General features: G+C 38.1%; 12 protein-coding genes and 1 pseudogene. 9 read left to right on the top strand and 4 right to left on the bottom strand.

All coding sequences use genetic code 11. From position 1 onward, the window contains the following. Positions 1-153: 153 nt before the first annotated feature. The 4 genes from FLEMA_RS0104355 to FLEMA_RS0104340 all read left to right on the top strand — a co-directional run bounded on the left by FLEMA_RS0104355 (position 154) and on the right by FLEMA_RS0104340 (position 4,518). The gene (locus FLEMA_RS0104355) at positions 154-861 is read left to right on the top strand and encodes a hypothetical protein (RefSeq protein WP_026994408.1); all 708 of its coding nucleotides are present in this window, start codon (positions 154-156) and stop codon (positions 859-861) included. Between the two features lie 239 nt (positions 862-1,100). Continuing rightward, positions 1,101-2,105 (top strand): glycosyltransferase family 9 protein, encoded by a 1,005-nt coding sequence (locus FLEMA_RS0104350; protein ID WP_026994407.1) that lies wholly within the window; start codon positions 1,101-1,103, stop codon positions 2,103-2,105. Positions 2,106-2,230: 125 nt separating this feature from the next. Beyond that, positions 2,231-3,112: a carbon-nitrogen hydrolase gene (locus FLEMA_RS0104345; RefSeq protein ID WP_026994406.1), complete on the top strand. Its 882-nt coding sequence runs from the start codon at positions 2,231-2,233 to the stop codon at positions 3,110-3,112. Between the two features lie 431 nt (positions 3,113-3,543). Next, on the top strand, positions 3,544-4,518 hold the full coding sequence (locus tag FLEMA_RS0104340; RefSeq protein WP_026994405.1) for an acyl-ACP desaturase: 975 nt from the start codon (positions 3,544-3,546) through the stop codon (positions 4,516-4,518). Between the two features lie 227 nt (positions 4,519-4,745). Here FLEMA_RS0104340 and fbp read toward each other — a convergent pair whose 3' ends face one another. From fbp to aceB, 4 genes are all read right to left on the bottom strand, one after another. Beyond that, the gene (fbp, locus tag FLEMA_RS0104335) at positions 4,746-5,750 is read right to left on the bottom strand and encodes a class 1 fructose-bisphosphatase (protein WP_026994404.1); all 1,005 of its coding nucleotides are present in this window, start codon (positions 5,748-5,750) and stop codon (positions 4,746-4,748) included. 728 nt (positions 5,751-6,478) lie between these two features. Beyond that, positions 6,479-8,056, bottom strand: coding sequence for a phosphoenolpyruvate carboxykinase (ATP) (pckA, locus tag FLEMA_RS67470; protein ID WP_229359346.1), 1,578 nt, complete (start codon positions 8,054-8,056; stop codon positions 6,479-6,481). Positions 8,057-8,392: 336 nt separating this feature from the next. Further along, a complete protein-coding gene (gene aceA / locus FLEMA_RS0104325) occupies positions 8,393-9,682 on the bottom strand; it encodes an isocitrate lyase (protein WP_044170791.1) in 1,290 nt (429 codons plus the stop codon). Positions 9,683-9,731: 49 nt separating this feature from the next. Then, complete coding sequence (aceB, locus tag FLEMA_RS67465) at positions 9,732-11,363, bottom strand: malate synthase A (RefSeq protein ID WP_044170789.1); 1,632 nt, start codon at positions 11,361-11,363, stop codon at positions 9,732-9,734. A gap of 512 nt (positions 11,364-11,875) precedes the next feature. Between aceB and FLEMA_RS0104315 the strand changes: the two genes are divergently transcribed. The 5 genes and pseudogenes from FLEMA_RS0104315 (at position 11,876) to FLEMA_RS0104290 (ending at position 18,010) form a co-directional block, all read left to right on the top strand. Further along, positions 11,876-13,369, top strand: a complete 1,494-nt coding sequence (locus FLEMA_RS0104315) for a helix-turn-helix domain-containing protein (RefSeq protein ID WP_026994402.1) — start codon at positions 11,876-11,878, stop codon at positions 13,367-13,369. 591 nt (positions 13,370-13,960) lie between these two features. After that, positions 13,961-14,380, top strand: a complete 420-nt coding sequence (locus FLEMA_RS0104310) for an IS1/IS1595 family N-terminal zinc-binding domain-containing protein (protein ID WP_026994401.1) — start codon at positions 13,961-13,963, stop codon at positions 14,378-14,380. Between the two features lie 288 nt (positions 14,381-14,668). Then, a complete protein-coding gene (locus tag FLEMA_RS0104300; protein ID WP_026994400.1) occupies positions 14,669-16,081 on the top strand; it encodes a hypothetical protein in 1,413 nt (470 codons plus the stop codon). Between the two features lie 46 nt (positions 16,082-16,127). Next, a pseudogene (locus FLEMA_RS67460) lies at positions 16,128-17,694 on the top strand (MFS transporter). A 91-nt stretch (positions 17,695-17,785) separates the two neighbouring features. Beyond that, complete coding sequence (locus FLEMA_RS0104290; RefSeq protein ID WP_026994399.1) at positions 17,786-18,010, top strand: DUF6814 family protein; 225 nt, start codon at positions 17,786-17,788, stop codon at positions 18,008-18,010. Positions 18,011-18,122: the final 112 nt, after the last annotated feature.

Genomic DNA, 18,122 nt, shown 5'->3' with positions numbered 1-18,122 from the left:
GTGATTGCCGAATGCTGATTGTATAGAACAACATGGCATTCATTTACCGTTTACTATAAATCCAAACTCATTCTACAAAGTTATTCCTTTTCTTGTGGATATTTGTAATAATTGCACAACTTGGTTTAGCCAGAACCTCAAAAAATCTTAAAAATGATACAAAAAACCTTAAAAACACTCTTGATAACAATAGTTGTTTGTTATCAATTATACGCCCAAAACGCTAGTAACCCCTTTGCTGGGCTATGGATTAATGAGCGTTATGTCAATGAAATTCGCAAAAGTAAATCACCTTATAAGGCTCAACAACTTGCTAGATTGAGCAATATTTCGTTCTCAAGTTCGGCTACTCAAAACAATATGATTGGCTGGAATTTTCATGAAGGCGAATCTATTATCCTCAAAAAAAAGGGTACTCAATACGAAGTTTGGCATACCGAACCAGTACATAAACTTGGTAATTTGAGTATATTGACCACAAACCAAAAAATCAAAGTTGGGAAAGATACCTTCCTAAAACTCAAAACTCGTGATAATACTCGTTTTGTAGAAGAACTTTTGTTTCAAGGAACATACTTACTCAATGGTCAAAAAGTTACCTTTTCGGCCGATGGCAAGGTTTCGGGCTTGGCAGGCTATAGTTACTACTTTCCTCAATATGATTATTTTGGCGGAAGCTACGGCTTTGACCAAATTATACTTGGCAAAACCAAAGATTTACAAAAGGGACAAGACTTCGCCTTTCAGTTTATGGGTAACACCCTCAAAATCTACGATATAACGTGTACACTCAAAGACAAAAACTCGAATGACTGCCTTGAAGCCAAACGAGGTAAGCTTAGATATACGTTAGTAAAATAAGCATGGCTTTAGTCCAATTGATACGGCATATTGGTAAACTCATATCAGCGATTGACAAAACAACGCCCTTGTCGGTACAATATTCTTTTTATATTCAAAGGCAAGAAGTTCTCATTTAGATATGAGAAAATTACATTCAAATAACAATTAGTGGTTAGGTAATCTTATTAATAGGCATCCCCTTTGTTGAGGGATGCCTATTATTTTTTTATCTTTGCCAAAAAATTAAAATGGCAAAAATGCCCAAGACCAAATTCTTAATCCTTCGCTTTTCGTCGATTGGTGACATCGTATTAACCACTCCAGTTATTCGTTGTGTCAAATTGCAGTTTCCTAATGCAGAAGTACATTTTGCTACGAAAAAAAACTTTCAATCGCTTTTACAGAACAATCCATACGTTGACAAAACCCATGTATTGGACGGTTCGTTATCTACCTTAATTGCCCAATTGAAAGCAGAGAAATTTGATTACGTCATTGATTTACACAACAATCTTCGTACCCAAATCATCAAATTTCGGCTTCAGGTAAAAGCTTTTAGTTTTGATAAATTGAATCTTAGAAAGTGGATTTATGTTAAACTAAAGAAAAATCTAATGCCCAATGTACATATCGTAAACCGCTATATGAACACTGTGGCATCGTTGGGAATTCAAAATGATAATCGGGGTTTGGATTATTTTATTCCTGAAAAAGACGAACTACCTCGCCATTGGCTACCCCAAGCATTCCAACAAGGCTTTGTGGTATACGCCATTGGTGGCCAGCATACAACCAAGAAATTGCCTCATTTACAAATGTTAGCCTTGTGCCGACAGGTACATGAGCCATTGGTATTGATTGGAGGCAAAGAGGATATTTTAGTCGCAAATGCTATCGTAGAAGCACTAGAAAAAGAGGGGCGTAGTATTTTGAATACCTGTGGTAATTGTAACTTGAACCAGTCGGCATCATTACTCAAACAAGCCCAATGGGTCATTAGTCACGATACAGGAATGATGCACGTAGCTGCGGCACTGAAAAAGAAAGTCGTAGCCATTTGGGGCAATACTGTTCCCGAATTTGGGATGTATCCGTACCAAACACCCTTTGTCAATATTGAAAATACATCACTTAATTGTCGGCCATGTTCTAAAATAGGTTACGACAAATGTCCTTTAGGGCATTTTAAATGTACCAACGACCTGAGCTTTGAGCAACTCCCAAGCTTGGTAAATAGGCTAAACAAAAGCACTGATTCCTAGAGCCATGCATTGATTATCAGGTAATTATCAAGATAAAAGCTCGGGGGATTTCGCCCCCAACTTGAATCAGAATTTAAAATAAATCCGTATAAAAGTTGTGGTATAATCCCCAACTCATCTTCAAAATGAAAAAAGTAAACATAGGACTTGTTCAAATGTCTTGTTCGGCCGATGTATCGGCTAATATGCAGAAAGCAATAGCTGGTATTCGTGAAGCCGCTGCAAAAGGTGCAAACATCGTTTGTTTGCAAGAATTATTTACTTCTCTATATTTCTGCGATGTAGAAGACCACGAAAATTTTAAATTAGCCGAGCCTATTCCTGGGCCCTCTACCGATACCCTTTCAGCTATTGCCCAAGAATTGGGCGTAGTAATTATAGCATCCCTTTTTGAAAAAAGAGCAGCAGGGCTTTATCATAATACAACGGCTGTGTTGGATGCCGATGGCTCGTATTTGGGCAAATATCGTAAAATGCACATTCCCGACGACCCAGGGTATTATGAGAAATTTTATTTTACTCCTGGCGATGCTTCGCCTGAGGATTCGGGATACAAGGTTTTTGAAACCAAATTTGCCAAAATTGGCGTTTTGATTTGCTGGGATCAGTGGTATCCAGAAGCTTCGAGGATTACGGCCTTGAAAGGTGCAGAGATTTTGTTTTACCCAACAGCCATAGGCTGGGATACCAACGAAACAGAGGCATCTATCAACCGTGAACAATACAATGCTTGGCAAACTATACAGCGTTCGCATGCAGTAGCCAATGGCGTTCATGTGGTGTCGGTTAATCGGGTAGGCCGCGAAGCCGACCAGCAGTTTTGGGGAGGTAGTTTTGTGAGTAATCCATTTGGTACATTGCTGTATTTAGGTTCGCACGACCAAGAAGAAGTACATGTTCAGGAAATAGATTTGGACAAAACCGAATATTATCGCAGCACTTGGCCTTATTTGCGTGACCGCCGTGTCGATAGCTACGCTCCTATTGCCAAGCGATATATAGATTAAGATAAGTTCTCGAAAGGTCACAGGGTTATATCATACACATCAGAGGCAACTCTGTGACTTACAGTATTTAGTAACGCAACTGTTCAAGCTTTTATACCACAGAAAAACCTGTTTTTACATACAATCATAGGGCATTGTGTACTACTAACAAATTTTTGAATTAACCTTCAAGAAGTTTCAACAGCTTCAAAGAATAAAAACAGTTGTAGTTCGTTTGTATTACAGAAAACGATATAAATCTCTAAGAAATATGATATTTTTTAGAGATTTTTTTTTAATCTAATAATAATTAAAATATCCTTAGCTATTGGTTTTATTTCGTTATCTTTGTTACAATAGGGGTATCGTTTTTTTATTTTTTTTGGGTCAAAATAACCTTAACTCCAAATTAAATTACCTAACTACCTCATGAATTATACCATCTTTTTCTAATGCAAAAACTACATACCCGTATCGAAGTAATGAATCATCTTGCCACTAGGATGCCCTCATTTTTGGAAGACTATATTATTCCGATTGATACCAACTGGCAACCTACCGATTTCTTACCCGATGCAAGTAACGATAATTTCTTTGATGAAATAAAAGAGCTACAAAAAGCCTGTAAAGAGCTTCCTTACGACTATTGGGCTGTTTTGATTGGCGATACCATTACCGAAGAAGCTTTACCCACTTACGAATCTTGGTTGATGTGTGTAGAAGGTGTAAAACCCTTAGATAATAATGGCTGGGCAAGATGGGTAAAGGCTTGGACAGCCGAAGAAAACCGACATGGCGACTTACTCAACCGCTTTCTTTATCTTTCAGGAAAAGTAAATATGCGTGCCGTTGAAACATCAACGCAGTACCTAATTGCAGATGGCTTTGATATTGGTACTGCTCAAGACCCTTACAAAAGCTTTGTTTATACCTCTTTTCAAGAATTAGCTACCAATATTTCTCACCGTAGAACTGCCTCGTTGGCCAAAAATTATGGTAGTTCATTGCTTTCTAGAATTTGTGGACAAATTGCTGCCGATGAACTACGACACGCCAAGGCATACCGTGCTTTTATTTCGGCTATTTTTGAAATAGACCCTTCTGAAATGATGATTGCTTTTGCTCAGATGATGAAACAAAAAATTGTTATGCCTGCCCACTTTTTGCGTGAAATGAACGGCGAGCAGTCGAGTGTGTTTGGTCACTTTTCAGATGCTGCTCAACGGATTGGGGTATACACAACCAAGGATTATATTTCAATTATGGAATCGCTATTGAAAGACTGGAATATTTCAACCATGACAGGGCTCAATGACGAAGCTTGTAAAGCACAAGATTATGTGATGGGCTTGCCAAGTCGATTCTTGAAAATTGCAGAAAGAACTAAAATACCAACCTGTGAATATAAATTTTCATGGGTATTATAAATAAAACATAAGTCATACCGATTTTTTTAATCAAAAAAGGTGGTCGAAATTAGTTTTTCAACCACCTTTTTTGATTAATAGCCAATAAGGTCTTTCTTGTAAATTTTCCCAAAATTCGGGATAACTCAACGTTTATCCAAACTTTAATGAATGTAAAATAACTCCCAGCTTTTTATGACAATAATTACTTGGTAGCAACTCCTACGCTTGTAGGCCAACACTCCTACTTATACATTCAATACCCGTTGTTCCAAATCGTCAATCAAGTTTTTTGAACCTAAATACGCCACACAACGCTGATGTACTTTGGTAGGTACAATATCTAAGATATTTTGAGTGCCATCGATTGCACGCCCTCCAGCTTGCTCAAGTATCAAGGCCAAAGGATAACATTCATACAATAAACGTAGTTTGCCTTCTTTTGCCTTCTGAGTAGGTGGATATAGATAAATCCCCCCTTTCAACAAATTTCTATGAAAATCTCCTACCAACGAGCCTATATAACGAGCCATTGCACCCGACGACACACGCATATCGGCAATGAACGATTTGATTGAAGGGGCAAATTCATCGTAATAGGCATCGTTAATAGAATATATTTTACCCGTAACGGGCATCTGAATATTGGCATTAGAAAAAAAGAATTCTCCCAACGAGTTTTCGTAAGTAAAACAATTGACCCCTTTGCCTGTTGTGTATACCATTACGGTAGAAGAACCATACAAAATATAGCCTGCGGCTGCCTGCCTACGTCCTCCTTGCATAAAATCCTCGAAAGTAGCAGGTGTGCCTATGGGGCTTACACGACGATAAATCGAGAAAATTGTACCAATAGAAACATTCACGTCGATATTCGATGAACCATCGAGTGGGTCGATTGCCACTACGTATTTGCCATTATAATTGTTGGTTTGAATAATATCGTCCTCTTCTTCCGAAAGAATCCCACATACTTCTCCTCCATTAATCAAAGCTCTTTTAAAACGAATATTAGCAATTACGTCTAATTTTTGTTGGCTTTCACCTTGAATATTATCACGCCCAAACGCTCCTGTAATATCAGTAAGCCCAGCCCGATTGATTTCTCGTCCAACAATCTTGGAAGCCAAAGCAATATCTCGTAATAATTGCGACAATTCGCCTTTTGCATAGGCAAATGATTCTTGCTGACGCATAATGAAACGGTCGAGCGTTGTGCCAACTGGGAGAGCAAGAGTCGATTCTGTAGTCATAGTCTTTCTTGGTTTAAAACTTCTTTATCGGTGATTTATAATTGGTACATTAGTTGAGTAATTGAGCAAATTGATGTGTTATAAAAAGATATAATTCTATGGCTGAATTTTTATTTTACTTACTTAGATAAGCAGGAAAGACAATCAACCATAGTATTATACTCTATTATTAAACAATTGATTATAAGTTAATTACCAAAACACAAGTCTTTAACTACACTTACATGCTTACTTCTTGTTGCAAACCTATAACAAATAATTCAACCAACTCTCCTAGTCCATCCTGTGATGGTAGGTTAGCGGTATACAAAAGTTTAGATGTTATACCAGATGTAGAGGCACTGAATTCGGAAATGACTTCATTCTTTATTTTCAAAACGAGTTACAAACCCAATCATTCCGAAATAAAATCGCTATCCAATATTTCTCAACCATTTATACCTAGAAAGTCGGTTCATAATCTACCAAAAAGCTATTGGGTAATCCGACCAAAGGCCGATTTACCCAAAAAACTTCTTTTATTTCATAGGTTACGGATAGCAATAGCTTGATGAAGCATAAATATTAGTTAAAGATGTACCCAGCGTAAAATAGATAAGTTGATTAAACTCCAATATTTGTATTGTTTTGCCAAGCCCAATACCCTTGCAAACCTCCGCAATGGAAAACCTTTGCGGAGGTTAAGGCAAACTTTATTTCATCAGGCCATTACCTTTTATTTTGCTCAATTACTTCATGTATTTATGATAATTCTCTTCAAATAAACCTTCAAGATATTTTGCTTTATCGGTATATGCTTCGGGGCTTTCCCAAGTATTGATAGGGTTCAAAATCTCGGTAGGAACATTAGGGCATTCAGTGGGTATTTCGATACCAAATACGGCATGGTTTTCAAAAGCAATATTGCCAAACTTGCCATCTAGTGCCGCATGAATCATAGCACGGGTATATTTCAGCTTCATTCGAGAACCAACACCATACGGGCCACCTGTCCAGCCAGTATTAATAAGCCATACATTCACTTCGCCATCGTTGATTTTTTTGCCCAACAAATCGGCATATTTTAGAGGGTGTAAAGGCAAAAAAGCTGCCCCAAAACAAGCCGAAAAAGTAGCTTGTGGTTCTTTGATACCCATTTCGGTACCTGCCAGTTTTGAGGTATAACCCGACACAAAATAAAACATAGCCTGTTCTTTATTCAAACGAGCAATCGGAGGCAAAACCCCAAAGGCATCGGCTGTTAAGAAGAAGATATTTTTAGGGGCACTTCCTATCGACGGCTTGGCTACATTCGGAATATAGCTAATGGGATAAGCTGTGCGGGTATTTTCGGTAACCGACTGATTGGTATAGTCAACGGTAGATGTTCCCTCTATAAATCGTGTATTTTCTAGAATAGAGCCATAGCGAATTGCTCCAAAGATTTCGGGTTCTTGTTCGGCACTCAAGTTAATTACTTTGGCATAGCACCCTCCTTCAAAATTGAATACTTCATCGTCCGACCAGCCGTGTTCGTCATCGCCGATGAGCTTACGCTCAGGGTCGGCCGATAGAGTCGTTTTTCCTGTACCCGACAGCCCGAAGAATAATGCGGTATCTCCTTTTTGGCCAATATTGGCCGAGCAGTGCATAGACAATACTTGTTTTTCTTGTGGTAAAATATAATTCAGAACTGTAAAAATTCCCTTTTTCATTTCGCCAGCATAGCCTGTACCACCAATCAATATAATTTTTCGGGTAAAATCAATGATGGTAAAATTGCCTTGGCGTGTTCCATCTACCTCTGGAATAGCCTCAAACTCGGGTACATTCAAGATTACCCATTCTGGCTCGAAGGTATCCAATTCGTCTTCCTCTGGACGCAAAAACAAATGATTACAAAACAAGTTATGCCAAGCCAAAGTATTGATTACTAATACATTCAAACGATGTTTTGGCGAAGCACAAGCATACGAATAACGAGCATACAATTTTTTGTCAGCTACAAAAGCAATCATTTTTTGGTATAATGCTTCAAATTTATCGGCATCAAACGAGTGATTGATATCGCCCCACCAAACTGTTTCGGCTGTTTTGTCGTCATACACACAAAACTTGTCTTTTGGCGAACGCCCTGTAAATTTCCCTGTGTCGCACATAAAAGCCCCCGAATCGGTCAAAACCCCTTCTTTGTTATTTAATGCCTCTTCAATCAACGCTGGCACACGAAGGTTTAGAAGGGTGTTGCCATGCTGTTTGAACACTGGATGATTTACGGTTGGTTTGGCAGTTTTACTGAGGTCAACTGCAAGCATATCATGTTTCATAACATTTTTTTTTATAGTTATCTTATAAGGGCAAAAGCACTACTTTGCCCTTGATTAATTTTGGTGAATAAGTAAAACCACTCTCCTACTTTAGAATACATAAGCTATCCGAAAAGTTACCCTAAAGTACTACTAAACAAAAGCTTAAACACTGATGAATATTGGTATAACACATGACTATTGCTAAAAGAAAAGCCTGCTTGAAAAGCATAAACAGGCTTTTTCCAAACCAAACTATTCACCTAAATATTTAGTAATTAAATTGTAATAAATGAATTGTGAATGTTGCTATTGCTACTTTGCCAAAACTCACAATTATTCATTTACCCAATATTTCTAATGAAATTGCTCTTCTTCTGTCGAGCCTTTCAAAGCACCCGTCGAAGCCAAACCACCAGTTACTGTATTTTGAATAGCATCAAAATAACCCGTTCCTACAAAAGCTTGGTGTTTTACGGCTTTGAACCCTTCTGCTTGTAATGCAAACTCACGTTGTTGTAATTCAGAGAAACCAGCCATACCACGTTTTACGTAAGCACTCGACAACTCGAACATTGCAGTATTTAATGCGTGGAAACCAGCCAAAGTAATAAACTGGAATTTGTAACCCAAATCTGCTAACTCCTCACGGAATGTTTCCATTTTGTTGACATCCATAAACTTAGCCCAGTTGAACGAAGGCGAACAGTTGTAAGCCAACATTTTGCCTGGGTATTTGGCATGAATTCCCTGAGCAAACTCACGTGCCATACCTATATCAGGATTACCCGTTTCCATCCAAATCAAATCTGAGTAAGGAGCATAACTGATACCTCGGTCGATACCTTGCTCTAAACCATTTTTCACATGAAAAAATCCTTCAGAAGTCCTTCCTTTGTCGGCTTGGATAAATTTCAAATCTCTTTCATCTATATCCGATGTAATCAAATTAGCCGCTTCGGCATCGGTACGAGCAATTACCAAGGTTGGTACACCTAGTACATCGGCAGCCAAACGTGCTGCTACTAATTTATTGATAGCTTCTTGGGTTGGTACTAATACTTTTCCGCCTAAGTGGCCACATTTTTTGGCAGACGACAATTGGTCTTCAAAGTGTACACCCGAAGCACCTGCCTCAATCATCCATTTCATCAATTCAAAGGCATTCAAATTACCTCCAAAACCAGCCTCAGCATCGGCTACGATAGGCACCATCCAGTGGGTATCGCCATCGCCATTTACATTTTGAATTTGGTCGGCACGAAGCAAAGCATTATTAATACGTTTTACTACAGCAGGAACGCTATCGGCAGGGTACAAACTTTGGTCGGGGTACATATTGCCCGAAAGGTTGGCATCGGCTGCTACTTGCCATCCCGACAAATAAATGGCTTTCATTCCAGCCTGTACCTCTTGTACTGCTTGGTTGCCTGTCAATGCACCCAATCCAGCTACCCATTTATCTTTTTTCAACAAGTCCCACAAGCGTTCGGCTCCCATACGGGCAATACTATAATCCAATTTGTACGAACCAGCCAAACGGGCTACTTCTTCGGCACTATAAGGGCGTTCAATTCCTTCCCAACGAGGGTTTGTACTCCAATCAGTTACCAACTGTTGGATTCTTTCTTCTTGTGAAATTTTCATGGTTTTAAAAGTTTTGTTTTGTTATAAGATACGCTTGGGGTAATCTACTTTATTGGTTTTCCTGCTCTACTTGCTCTTGTTCAAGCAAAATATCGTAGGCATCGGTGGTTAAGAAATAATCAAAGTTTTCTTGTGTAACAAGTTTATCAAATAGCTCAATAGCATCAAAAAACTTACCTTTTCCATAACGTTCTTCTCCTACTAACTGCTTGATTTTCTGGATTTCATCGGCCAAAAGGAATTTATAATACGCCAAATCTATTAGTTGGCCAGTATTGGTACTAGCACCATGACGAAGCCACTGCCATACCTGAGCCCTTGATATTTCGGCTGTTGCGGCATCTTCCATTAAGTTATGAATAGCAGCCGCTCCAATACCACGCAACCACGATTCGATATACAAAATACCTACTTGTATATTCATTCTGATACCCGCTTCAGTTATTGACGAATTGGGTATCCTAAAATCTATCAGATTTTTTGCATCAATATGCTCATTTTCAAGCAATTGGTTTTTTTGGTGCGGGGCATCTCCCAAAGCTTTATTAAAAGGTACTAATGCTACAGCTACCAAGTCGGGGTGTGCTACCCATGTTCCATCAAAACCCGTTGTAGCTTCTAGCTCTTTGTCGGCATTTACACGCTCAAAAGCCATTTTGTTCACGGCTTCATCCTTACGGTTAGGTATAAACGCAGACATCCCCCCAATAGCATGAGCTTTGCGTTTATGACAAGTTTGTACCAGTAGCTTGGCATAAGCCCTCATAAAAGGTACAGCCATTGTAACCTGCGACCTATCGGGCAAAATACAGTCTTGATAACGATGAAACTTTTTGATACAACTAAAAATATAATCCCAACGACCTGCATTGAGTGCAGCAATATGGTCTTTGAGAGCATACAAAATTTCGTCCATTTCAAAAGCCGCCATAATGGTTTCAATCAAAACGGTTACTTTGATAGTTCCTATGGGTACTTCTAGGGTTTCTTGGGCTGCCACAAAAATATCGTTCCAGAGTCGGGCTTCTTCAAAGCTTTCCATTTTGGGTAAATAAAAATATGGCCCACTACCTCTTTTAATAAGCTCCCAAGCATTATGGAAAAAGTACAAACCAAAGTCGAAAATAGAAGCAGAAATAGGTTCGCCGTCTATCAAAACGTGTTTTTCTTCCATGTGCCAGCCTCTTGGACGTACCTTCAGCACAGCTACTTGTGGATTCAAGGCATAGAATTTGCCATTGTCTGCCGTAAAATCTATTTGTTTTCGTATGGCATCACGTAGGTTGATTTGTCCTTCTATTACATTACTCCACGAAGGCGTATTGGCATCTTCAAAGTCAGCCATAAATACTTTAGCTCCCGAATTAAGGGCATTGATTACCATTCGTCGGTCTACTGGCCCTGTGATTTCTACACGTCTATCTTGCAAATCGGCAGGAATAGGTGCTACCGACCAGTCGCTCTGGCGGATAACCGTAGTATCGGGCAAAAACTGAGGCATAAGCCCTTCATTAATTTGGGCTTGACGCAGCACTCTGTTTTGTAGTAAAAAAAGCCTTTGGCGATTAAACATCCGATGGAGGTCTCGGACAAAAGTAAGAGTATCAGGGCTTAAAATAGCCTCAAACTGTGGTGATATTTCTCCCAATACCTCCACTCCTTGAATGGTTACTTGATTCATTATGCGGGTGGTTTTGTTTTGTTAAATCTGCTTGTGGCTTTCGGCTATTTTTTCGGCTTGAGCCTATACGCTTTAATGTTTTTTATGCAAAAGGGTAGTAAAGATGTATCATTCGATATATAAGAAATGATGTGTATTGACAAATAAGCAATTAAAAACCTGATAATCAAGACCATACAATACTACTACCATTTTTGTTATTTTGTACACCTACTTACAATAATCGATTAGGAAATAGCCATATTTTTAAAACACTGATAATCAACAAAATACAATTTTATTTCTATATTTTTTTATTCTAGGTTTTACTAACATATATCATTTTGAGAATTTTCGCTAAATCTTTAACGGACTATTATTTATAATTCAAATAAAACAAATAACTTATCCTTGAACTATGGAACAAATTTATAATTGCGAAATTTAAAAAACAAGCGAAATTTCGCTAAATTTTTATATTTCGTTATTTTCTTTAAAAATTTATATGTAATTTTGAAAAAACAATAATCACTATGAGTGCAAACAGCGACAAAGTCAAAATAATTTTTGGACTGAAAATCAGACAGTTACGTCTCGACAAGAAACTTTCTCTTAGTGAAGTAGCAGAAAAGTCGGGGCTTTCTATATCATATCTCAACGAAATCGAGAAGGGAAAAAAATATCCCAAGACCGAAAAAATCATGGCACTGTCAGATGCCCTAGAAATAGATTATGATTCTTTGGTATCACTCAAACTGAGCAAACAGCTTGAGCCTATTGCCGAATTACTCAATTCTAATATCCTTACCGAACTTCCTTTAGAGATTTTTGGCGTAGAACCTGCCGACTTTATCGAACTGATGTCGGAAGCTCCTGCCAAAATCAGTGCTTTTATCAGTACTATTATCGAAATCAGCCGCAATTATGATATGCGTGTCGAACAGTTTTATTTTTCGGTACTGAGGTCGTATCAAGAAATGTACGATAATTACTTTCCCGACATCGAAGACTCGGCTCAGCAGTTTAGAAAACTGTTTGAAATTTCTCCGATTACATCGCCCAACGATACGCTTTTGGCCGAAATCCTACAGAATTTTTACGGCTATCAAATAGAAGAGTTTACCCGTGAAAGCCACCCCGACTTGTTGAGTATTCGGTCGGTGTACAATCCCAAAACGTCGAAACTTCTTATCAATGGCGATTTAAGCCCCGAACAAAGAGCATTTACCTTCGGCCGAGAAATTGGCTACCAATTTTTACAGCTCAAAAACCGTCCTTACATATCGTCGGTATTGGAAGTAAACTCCTTCGAGCAGGTTCTCAACAATTTCAAGGCATCTTATTTTGCGGGAGCTATTCTTATCAATAAAAATGTATTGATTGATAGGCTTACCTATTTCTTTGCAAGCCCCAAATGGGATGGCGAAATGATGCTCAGTATTATGAGGCTATTCAATGCTACTCCCGAAATGTTCTATCATCGCCTTTCCAACCTGATGACCAGTCATTTCAAAATTAATAACTTATTTTTCTTACGTTTCAATAATGAAGTAGACAACGAGCTATTTTACCTAACCAAGGAAATGCACTTGGCCAAACTCCATACTCCACATGGTACGGCACTCAACGAGCATTATTGTCGCCGTTGGGTATCCTTAACGATTCTGAAAGACCTAGAAAAGCTCCAGAAAGAACAGGGTTATGATGCCGAAAAGGTATTGTGCAAAGCTCAGGTATCGGAGTATATCGATACCAACAATCACTATTTTGTGATGTCACTAGCGAAGCCTTCGCCACCCAATAAGCATAAAAATAGCAGTGTTACGATTGGTTTTGCGATCGACGACAATCTCAAAAGTATGGCTCAGTTTCTGAACGACCCAAGCCTACCTCGCCGCAAGGTTAATGAAACCTGCGAACGTTGTGGAGCTATAGGCTGTGCCGAGCGAATGAAACCACCTTTGGTACTAGAAAAAAAACAAGCCCGTGAACGCATCAAAATGGCAATAGCATCGCTTGAAAATTAGGAATCGAAGAAATTATATATAGACTATTGATTATGGTATAGAAGCTATTTGAACTTATTTTATGTAGATTGATAGCAGTACAAAACACTAGATGATAGGGTTTTGGATTAAAAGGTTTTCAGGTGTGTTTTTTTATCATAAAAATCCTAAAATCTTGACAATGACGTTCAAATAGCTTCACAATAATCATTCATTGCTTAATTACAAATACCTATAATTCTCCTCTAAACACCCTGAACTAGATGATTTTTTTGAACGAAAAGAAATCATTATCAAGCCAATAAACCTACTGATTGCCAAGGTGTCAGATATGTTCAAAATTTTTATTAAAAAATTGGTAGAAAATGACATTTATCTCTTTTAACAGAGAAAACATTATTTTTTATACATTTTCTTCGTTTTGTACAACAGAGTAGAGCTTTTGTTGTACAAAACAAATAAAATTTCGATATTATTAAATTTCCAAAATAATATTTTGAATAGACATTCTATTTCAATCATTTTTAGTACAAAAAATAAGTTTATTAAAACTTTTATATTGTTGCTCAAATGATATATATTTGCTAACCATAATATATCACAAAAATTTCTATGAAAAACCCAAATTGCCCCAAATGTGACTCTTCGTTAGTTACGAAAAGCGGTGTTATCAAGGATAAACAACGTTTTAAGTGTAAATCTTGCAATTACAACTTTACTGTAGAGAAACTCGGAAAGGGAATTTCACAGTATTATGTAATTAAAGCGTTACAACTCTACATAGAAGGAGTTACTTACCGAGAAATTGAACGTTTATTGGGCGTTTCGCACGTTTCGGTGATGAATTGGGTAAAAAAATACCAAATAAAAGTACCTAAAGGCAACGAATATCACCCCACCTATAAAATACTTAATCACAGAGAATTAGCCGAATTTTATGCCAATAGAGATAATTTGAAGGGGGCAGGCATGATTGTCACCGAATTAGGCGACAAGTTTATGCTTATTAAGTGGGAACGACTCAAGCATTAATTCAACGATAGGGGTTTTTCAATTTACATCCTATTATTGAAAAGATTTTCCACAAAAACTATACAAAAATTGCAAAACTATACCACTGATATTGTTGGTATAGTTTTTTTTATGAGGTTTGTATCATAAAATATGCAAAAAAAGCACAGAATATTACAAAAAACCAATTTTGAAAATTATATAAAAAACCAACTTAAAAATATACCACACACCACTTAACCATTTTATAAACAAATACTTAGATAAAAAAACATAACAAAACAAAACCACAATAACCATTCTTTGATTATGAAAAAGTTTATACTTTCATTGGCAACTTTGGCTATAATGCTATTAGGTTATCAAAATACGCTAGCACAAGGTTCGGCCGACTACGGTTCTGGTATTAAAGTGAACCTAAATCCAGAAGGTACAAAGTTTATACGCTTTATCACTTGGCACCAAATCTGGGCACGTTCTATCGAAAACAACCCTGGTACACTTGTCAACGGCAAAGCAGAATCTACCACCAGCGATATTGGTATTCGTCGCTCACGTTTTTTGGCTTATGCTCAAATATCACCTCGCTATATGGTTTTGACCCACTGGGGTATCAATAACCAAACATTTGTGAATGGCGGAGGTACTGGTACTTCAGGAACGGGAGGGTATGGTGCAGGTAAAAAACCACAGATGTTTATCCACGATGCTTGGAATGAATACCATGTGATTCTACCCAAAAATTTGAAAACAGGCAAAGTAAACAAATTTACGATGTCGCTTGGTGCGGGGCTACATTATATGTTGGGTGTATCACGCCTAACAATGGGGTCAACTCTTAATTTCTTGATGGTGGACTCGCCTATATTTTCATGGCCACTCATCGAAAACTCAGACCAGTTTGCTCGCCAAATGGGTTTTTTTGCCAAAGGTAAAGCAGGTAAATTAGAGTATCGCCTAAGCTTGAACAAACCATTTTCTACCAATATTGTACCACTTGCTGGTGGCCCTGCCGTAGACAACAACCAAGGTGTAATTGGCACAAGTATCGGTAACAAATGGTCGACAGCGGGTTATTTAGAATACCAGTTCCTAGAACAAGAATCCAACCTATTGCCATTTAAAGTAGGTACATATTTGGGTACTAAAAAGGTGTTCAACTTGGGAGTAGGCTTTTATAACAATCCTGATGGTACTAAAACATTGGCAACCAATGTAAGTACTCCAGAAGCCCATAACATAGGCTTGTTTGCGGCAGATGCCTTTTTGGATATGCCTATCGGACAAAAAGAAAAAGGAATGGCAATTACGGCTTATACAGGATATTTCAACTATAATTTTGGGCCTAACTACCTTCGCAATCTAGGTATTATGAACGAAGGAACTGTAGACCCTAATTATGACAAAGCTCAATTATCGAATAGTGGAGTAGGCAATGCTCGTGCATTGATTGGTACTGGCGAAATCGTGTATGCTCAGGCAGGTTTATTATTGCCAAAAGGACAAGGCAAAAGCCGTTTTCAAGTAATTGGAGCTATTACCAACAGCAACTTCAAAGCTCTTAAAGAATCAGGAACAGCTTGGGATCTTGGTATCAACTGGTTTATTGACGGCCATCATGCAAAAATTACTGGGCAATATTCGTCGAGACCAGTATATGTAGGAGGCAATGTACTTGACCATAGAGGAGAATTTATTTTGCAAACGCAAATCTATTTATAACCATAACCCTTATACAAAATTCAAATCCTTTTAACTATTAACAATTATGTCAGAAAAGAAATCAACAGCCGGCCTTGCATCCATTATCGGAGCTTCTTCGGTTGGAACCCTAATTGAATGGTACGACTTTTACATTTTTGGTAGCTTGGCTACCATTATTTCAACACAATTTTTTCCAAAAGAAAACCCTACAGCCGCTTTCCTTTCCACTTTGGCTACTTTTGCCGCAGGCTTTGTAGTACGTCCGTTTGGAGCTTTATTTTTTGGCCGTTTGGGCGACTTAATTGGCCGTAAGTACACATTTATGGTTACGTTGGTACTAATGGGCGGTGCTACGTTTGCTATCGGTTGTATTCCGGGTTATGAAACCATCGGCTTTTTTGCTCCATTATTGGTGCTAATTCTACGATTATTGCAAGGTTTGGCCTTGGGTGGCGAATATGGTGGTGCTGCCACTTATGTAGCTGAACACGCTCCTGCCAACGAAAAAGGCTTTTGGACATCTTGGATTCAGATTACTGCTACAGCGGGTTTGTTTATTTCGTTGGGGGTTATCTTGATTACTCAATCAACTTTAGGTAAAGAAAAATTTGATGATTGGGGATGGCGTGTACCGTTTTGGGTATCTATTATCATGGTGTATGTATCGGTTTTGATTCGTAAAAATATGCACGAGTCGCCATTGTTTGCCAAAGCAAAAGCTGAAGGAAAGACATCGACCAACCCATTGAAAGAATCGTTTGGTAATAAATTGAACTTCAAATTTGTTTTGCTTGCTTTGTTTGGTGCTACTATGGGACAAGGGGTGATTTGGTACACAGGTCAATTTTATGCCCAAACTTTCCTCCTAAAAATCTGTAACGTAGATTTTCAACAAGCCAATACCTTATTGATTATTGCATTGATGTTGGGAACTCCATTCTTTGTATTCTTTGGCTGGTTGTCCGACAAAATTGGTCGCAAGGGTATTATGCTTACAGGGATATTGCTAGGGGTGTTGTGTTATCGTCCAATCTACGAGAAGATTTACCAAACTACCAATATCAAAAACAAAGAAGAGATCACAGCTAAAACAACCGAAGAAGTAAAACGTGCTTTGGTAGAAAACTCTACAACAGATTCGTTGATTACGACAACAATTACCAAAGAGTTTACGGATGGTACAAAATACAAAGAAGTAAAGAAATTGACAGTCTTGGCCGACAAATCGAAAGAAGCTCCTAAAGCTGAAGTTACCAAAACAGTAAAAGTGAATGAAGGAGACAAATGGACATTGATTTGGATGGTATTTATTCAGTTGATATTTGTAACAATGGCTTATGGCCCAATAGCTGCCTTCTTGGTAGAGATGTTCCCAGTGAAGATTCGCTATACGTCTATGTCATTGCCATATCACATTGGTAACGGTGTATTTGGAGGATTGATGCCAGCAATTGCTACCTATTTGGTATCAAAAGCCAAAGATGCCAACGAAGTAGCCGAAAAAGCAGGCAAAGCAGCCGTATATGCACAACCTTACTTGGAAGGCCTAAAATACCCAATGTTGATTAGCTGCAGTATGTTTTGTAATTGGCTTGCTTTATATCAAAGAAAAAAAGGGAGGCGTTGAATAGTAGAGTTGAGCTGTTTGAATCCTCTATCTAATTTTCAGTTCAAACAGCTAGCTTTTCATCTGATTAATCATTTAAAAAACATCATACAACAATGGACGGAATAAAAAAAATACTCGGTATAGTATGGATTCTTTTGGGCGTTGCGGCCGCATGGTTTGGTATTTCAGAACTAGGGTTGCCAAAGCTAGCTTCTGGCAAACAAGATGACTTAGTTTTTGGTATTATCATCATGTTTATCCTTACACCAATTATTACGGGTGGGCTACTTATTTTTGGTAAATATGCTTTACAAGGAGAATTCAGTGAAGACAAATAGTCACCTCTAGCTTTAGAGGGGAAGTAAAAAACAATTATAGTTTTTAGGGATAGAAAAGTTGAGCAATGTATGTCAATGAAGTTCAGTCGGGCTCTTGGCATACATTCTTAGT

Source organism: Flectobacillus major DSM 103 (assembly GCF_000427405.1).
Taxonomy (GTDB): domain Bacteria; phylum Bacteroidota; class Bacteroidia; order Cytophagales; family Spirosomataceae; genus Flectobacillus; species Flectobacillus major.
The sequence above is the reverse complement of the archived record's forward strand: the minus strand, read 5'-3'. Positions and strand labels throughout refer to the sequence as shown.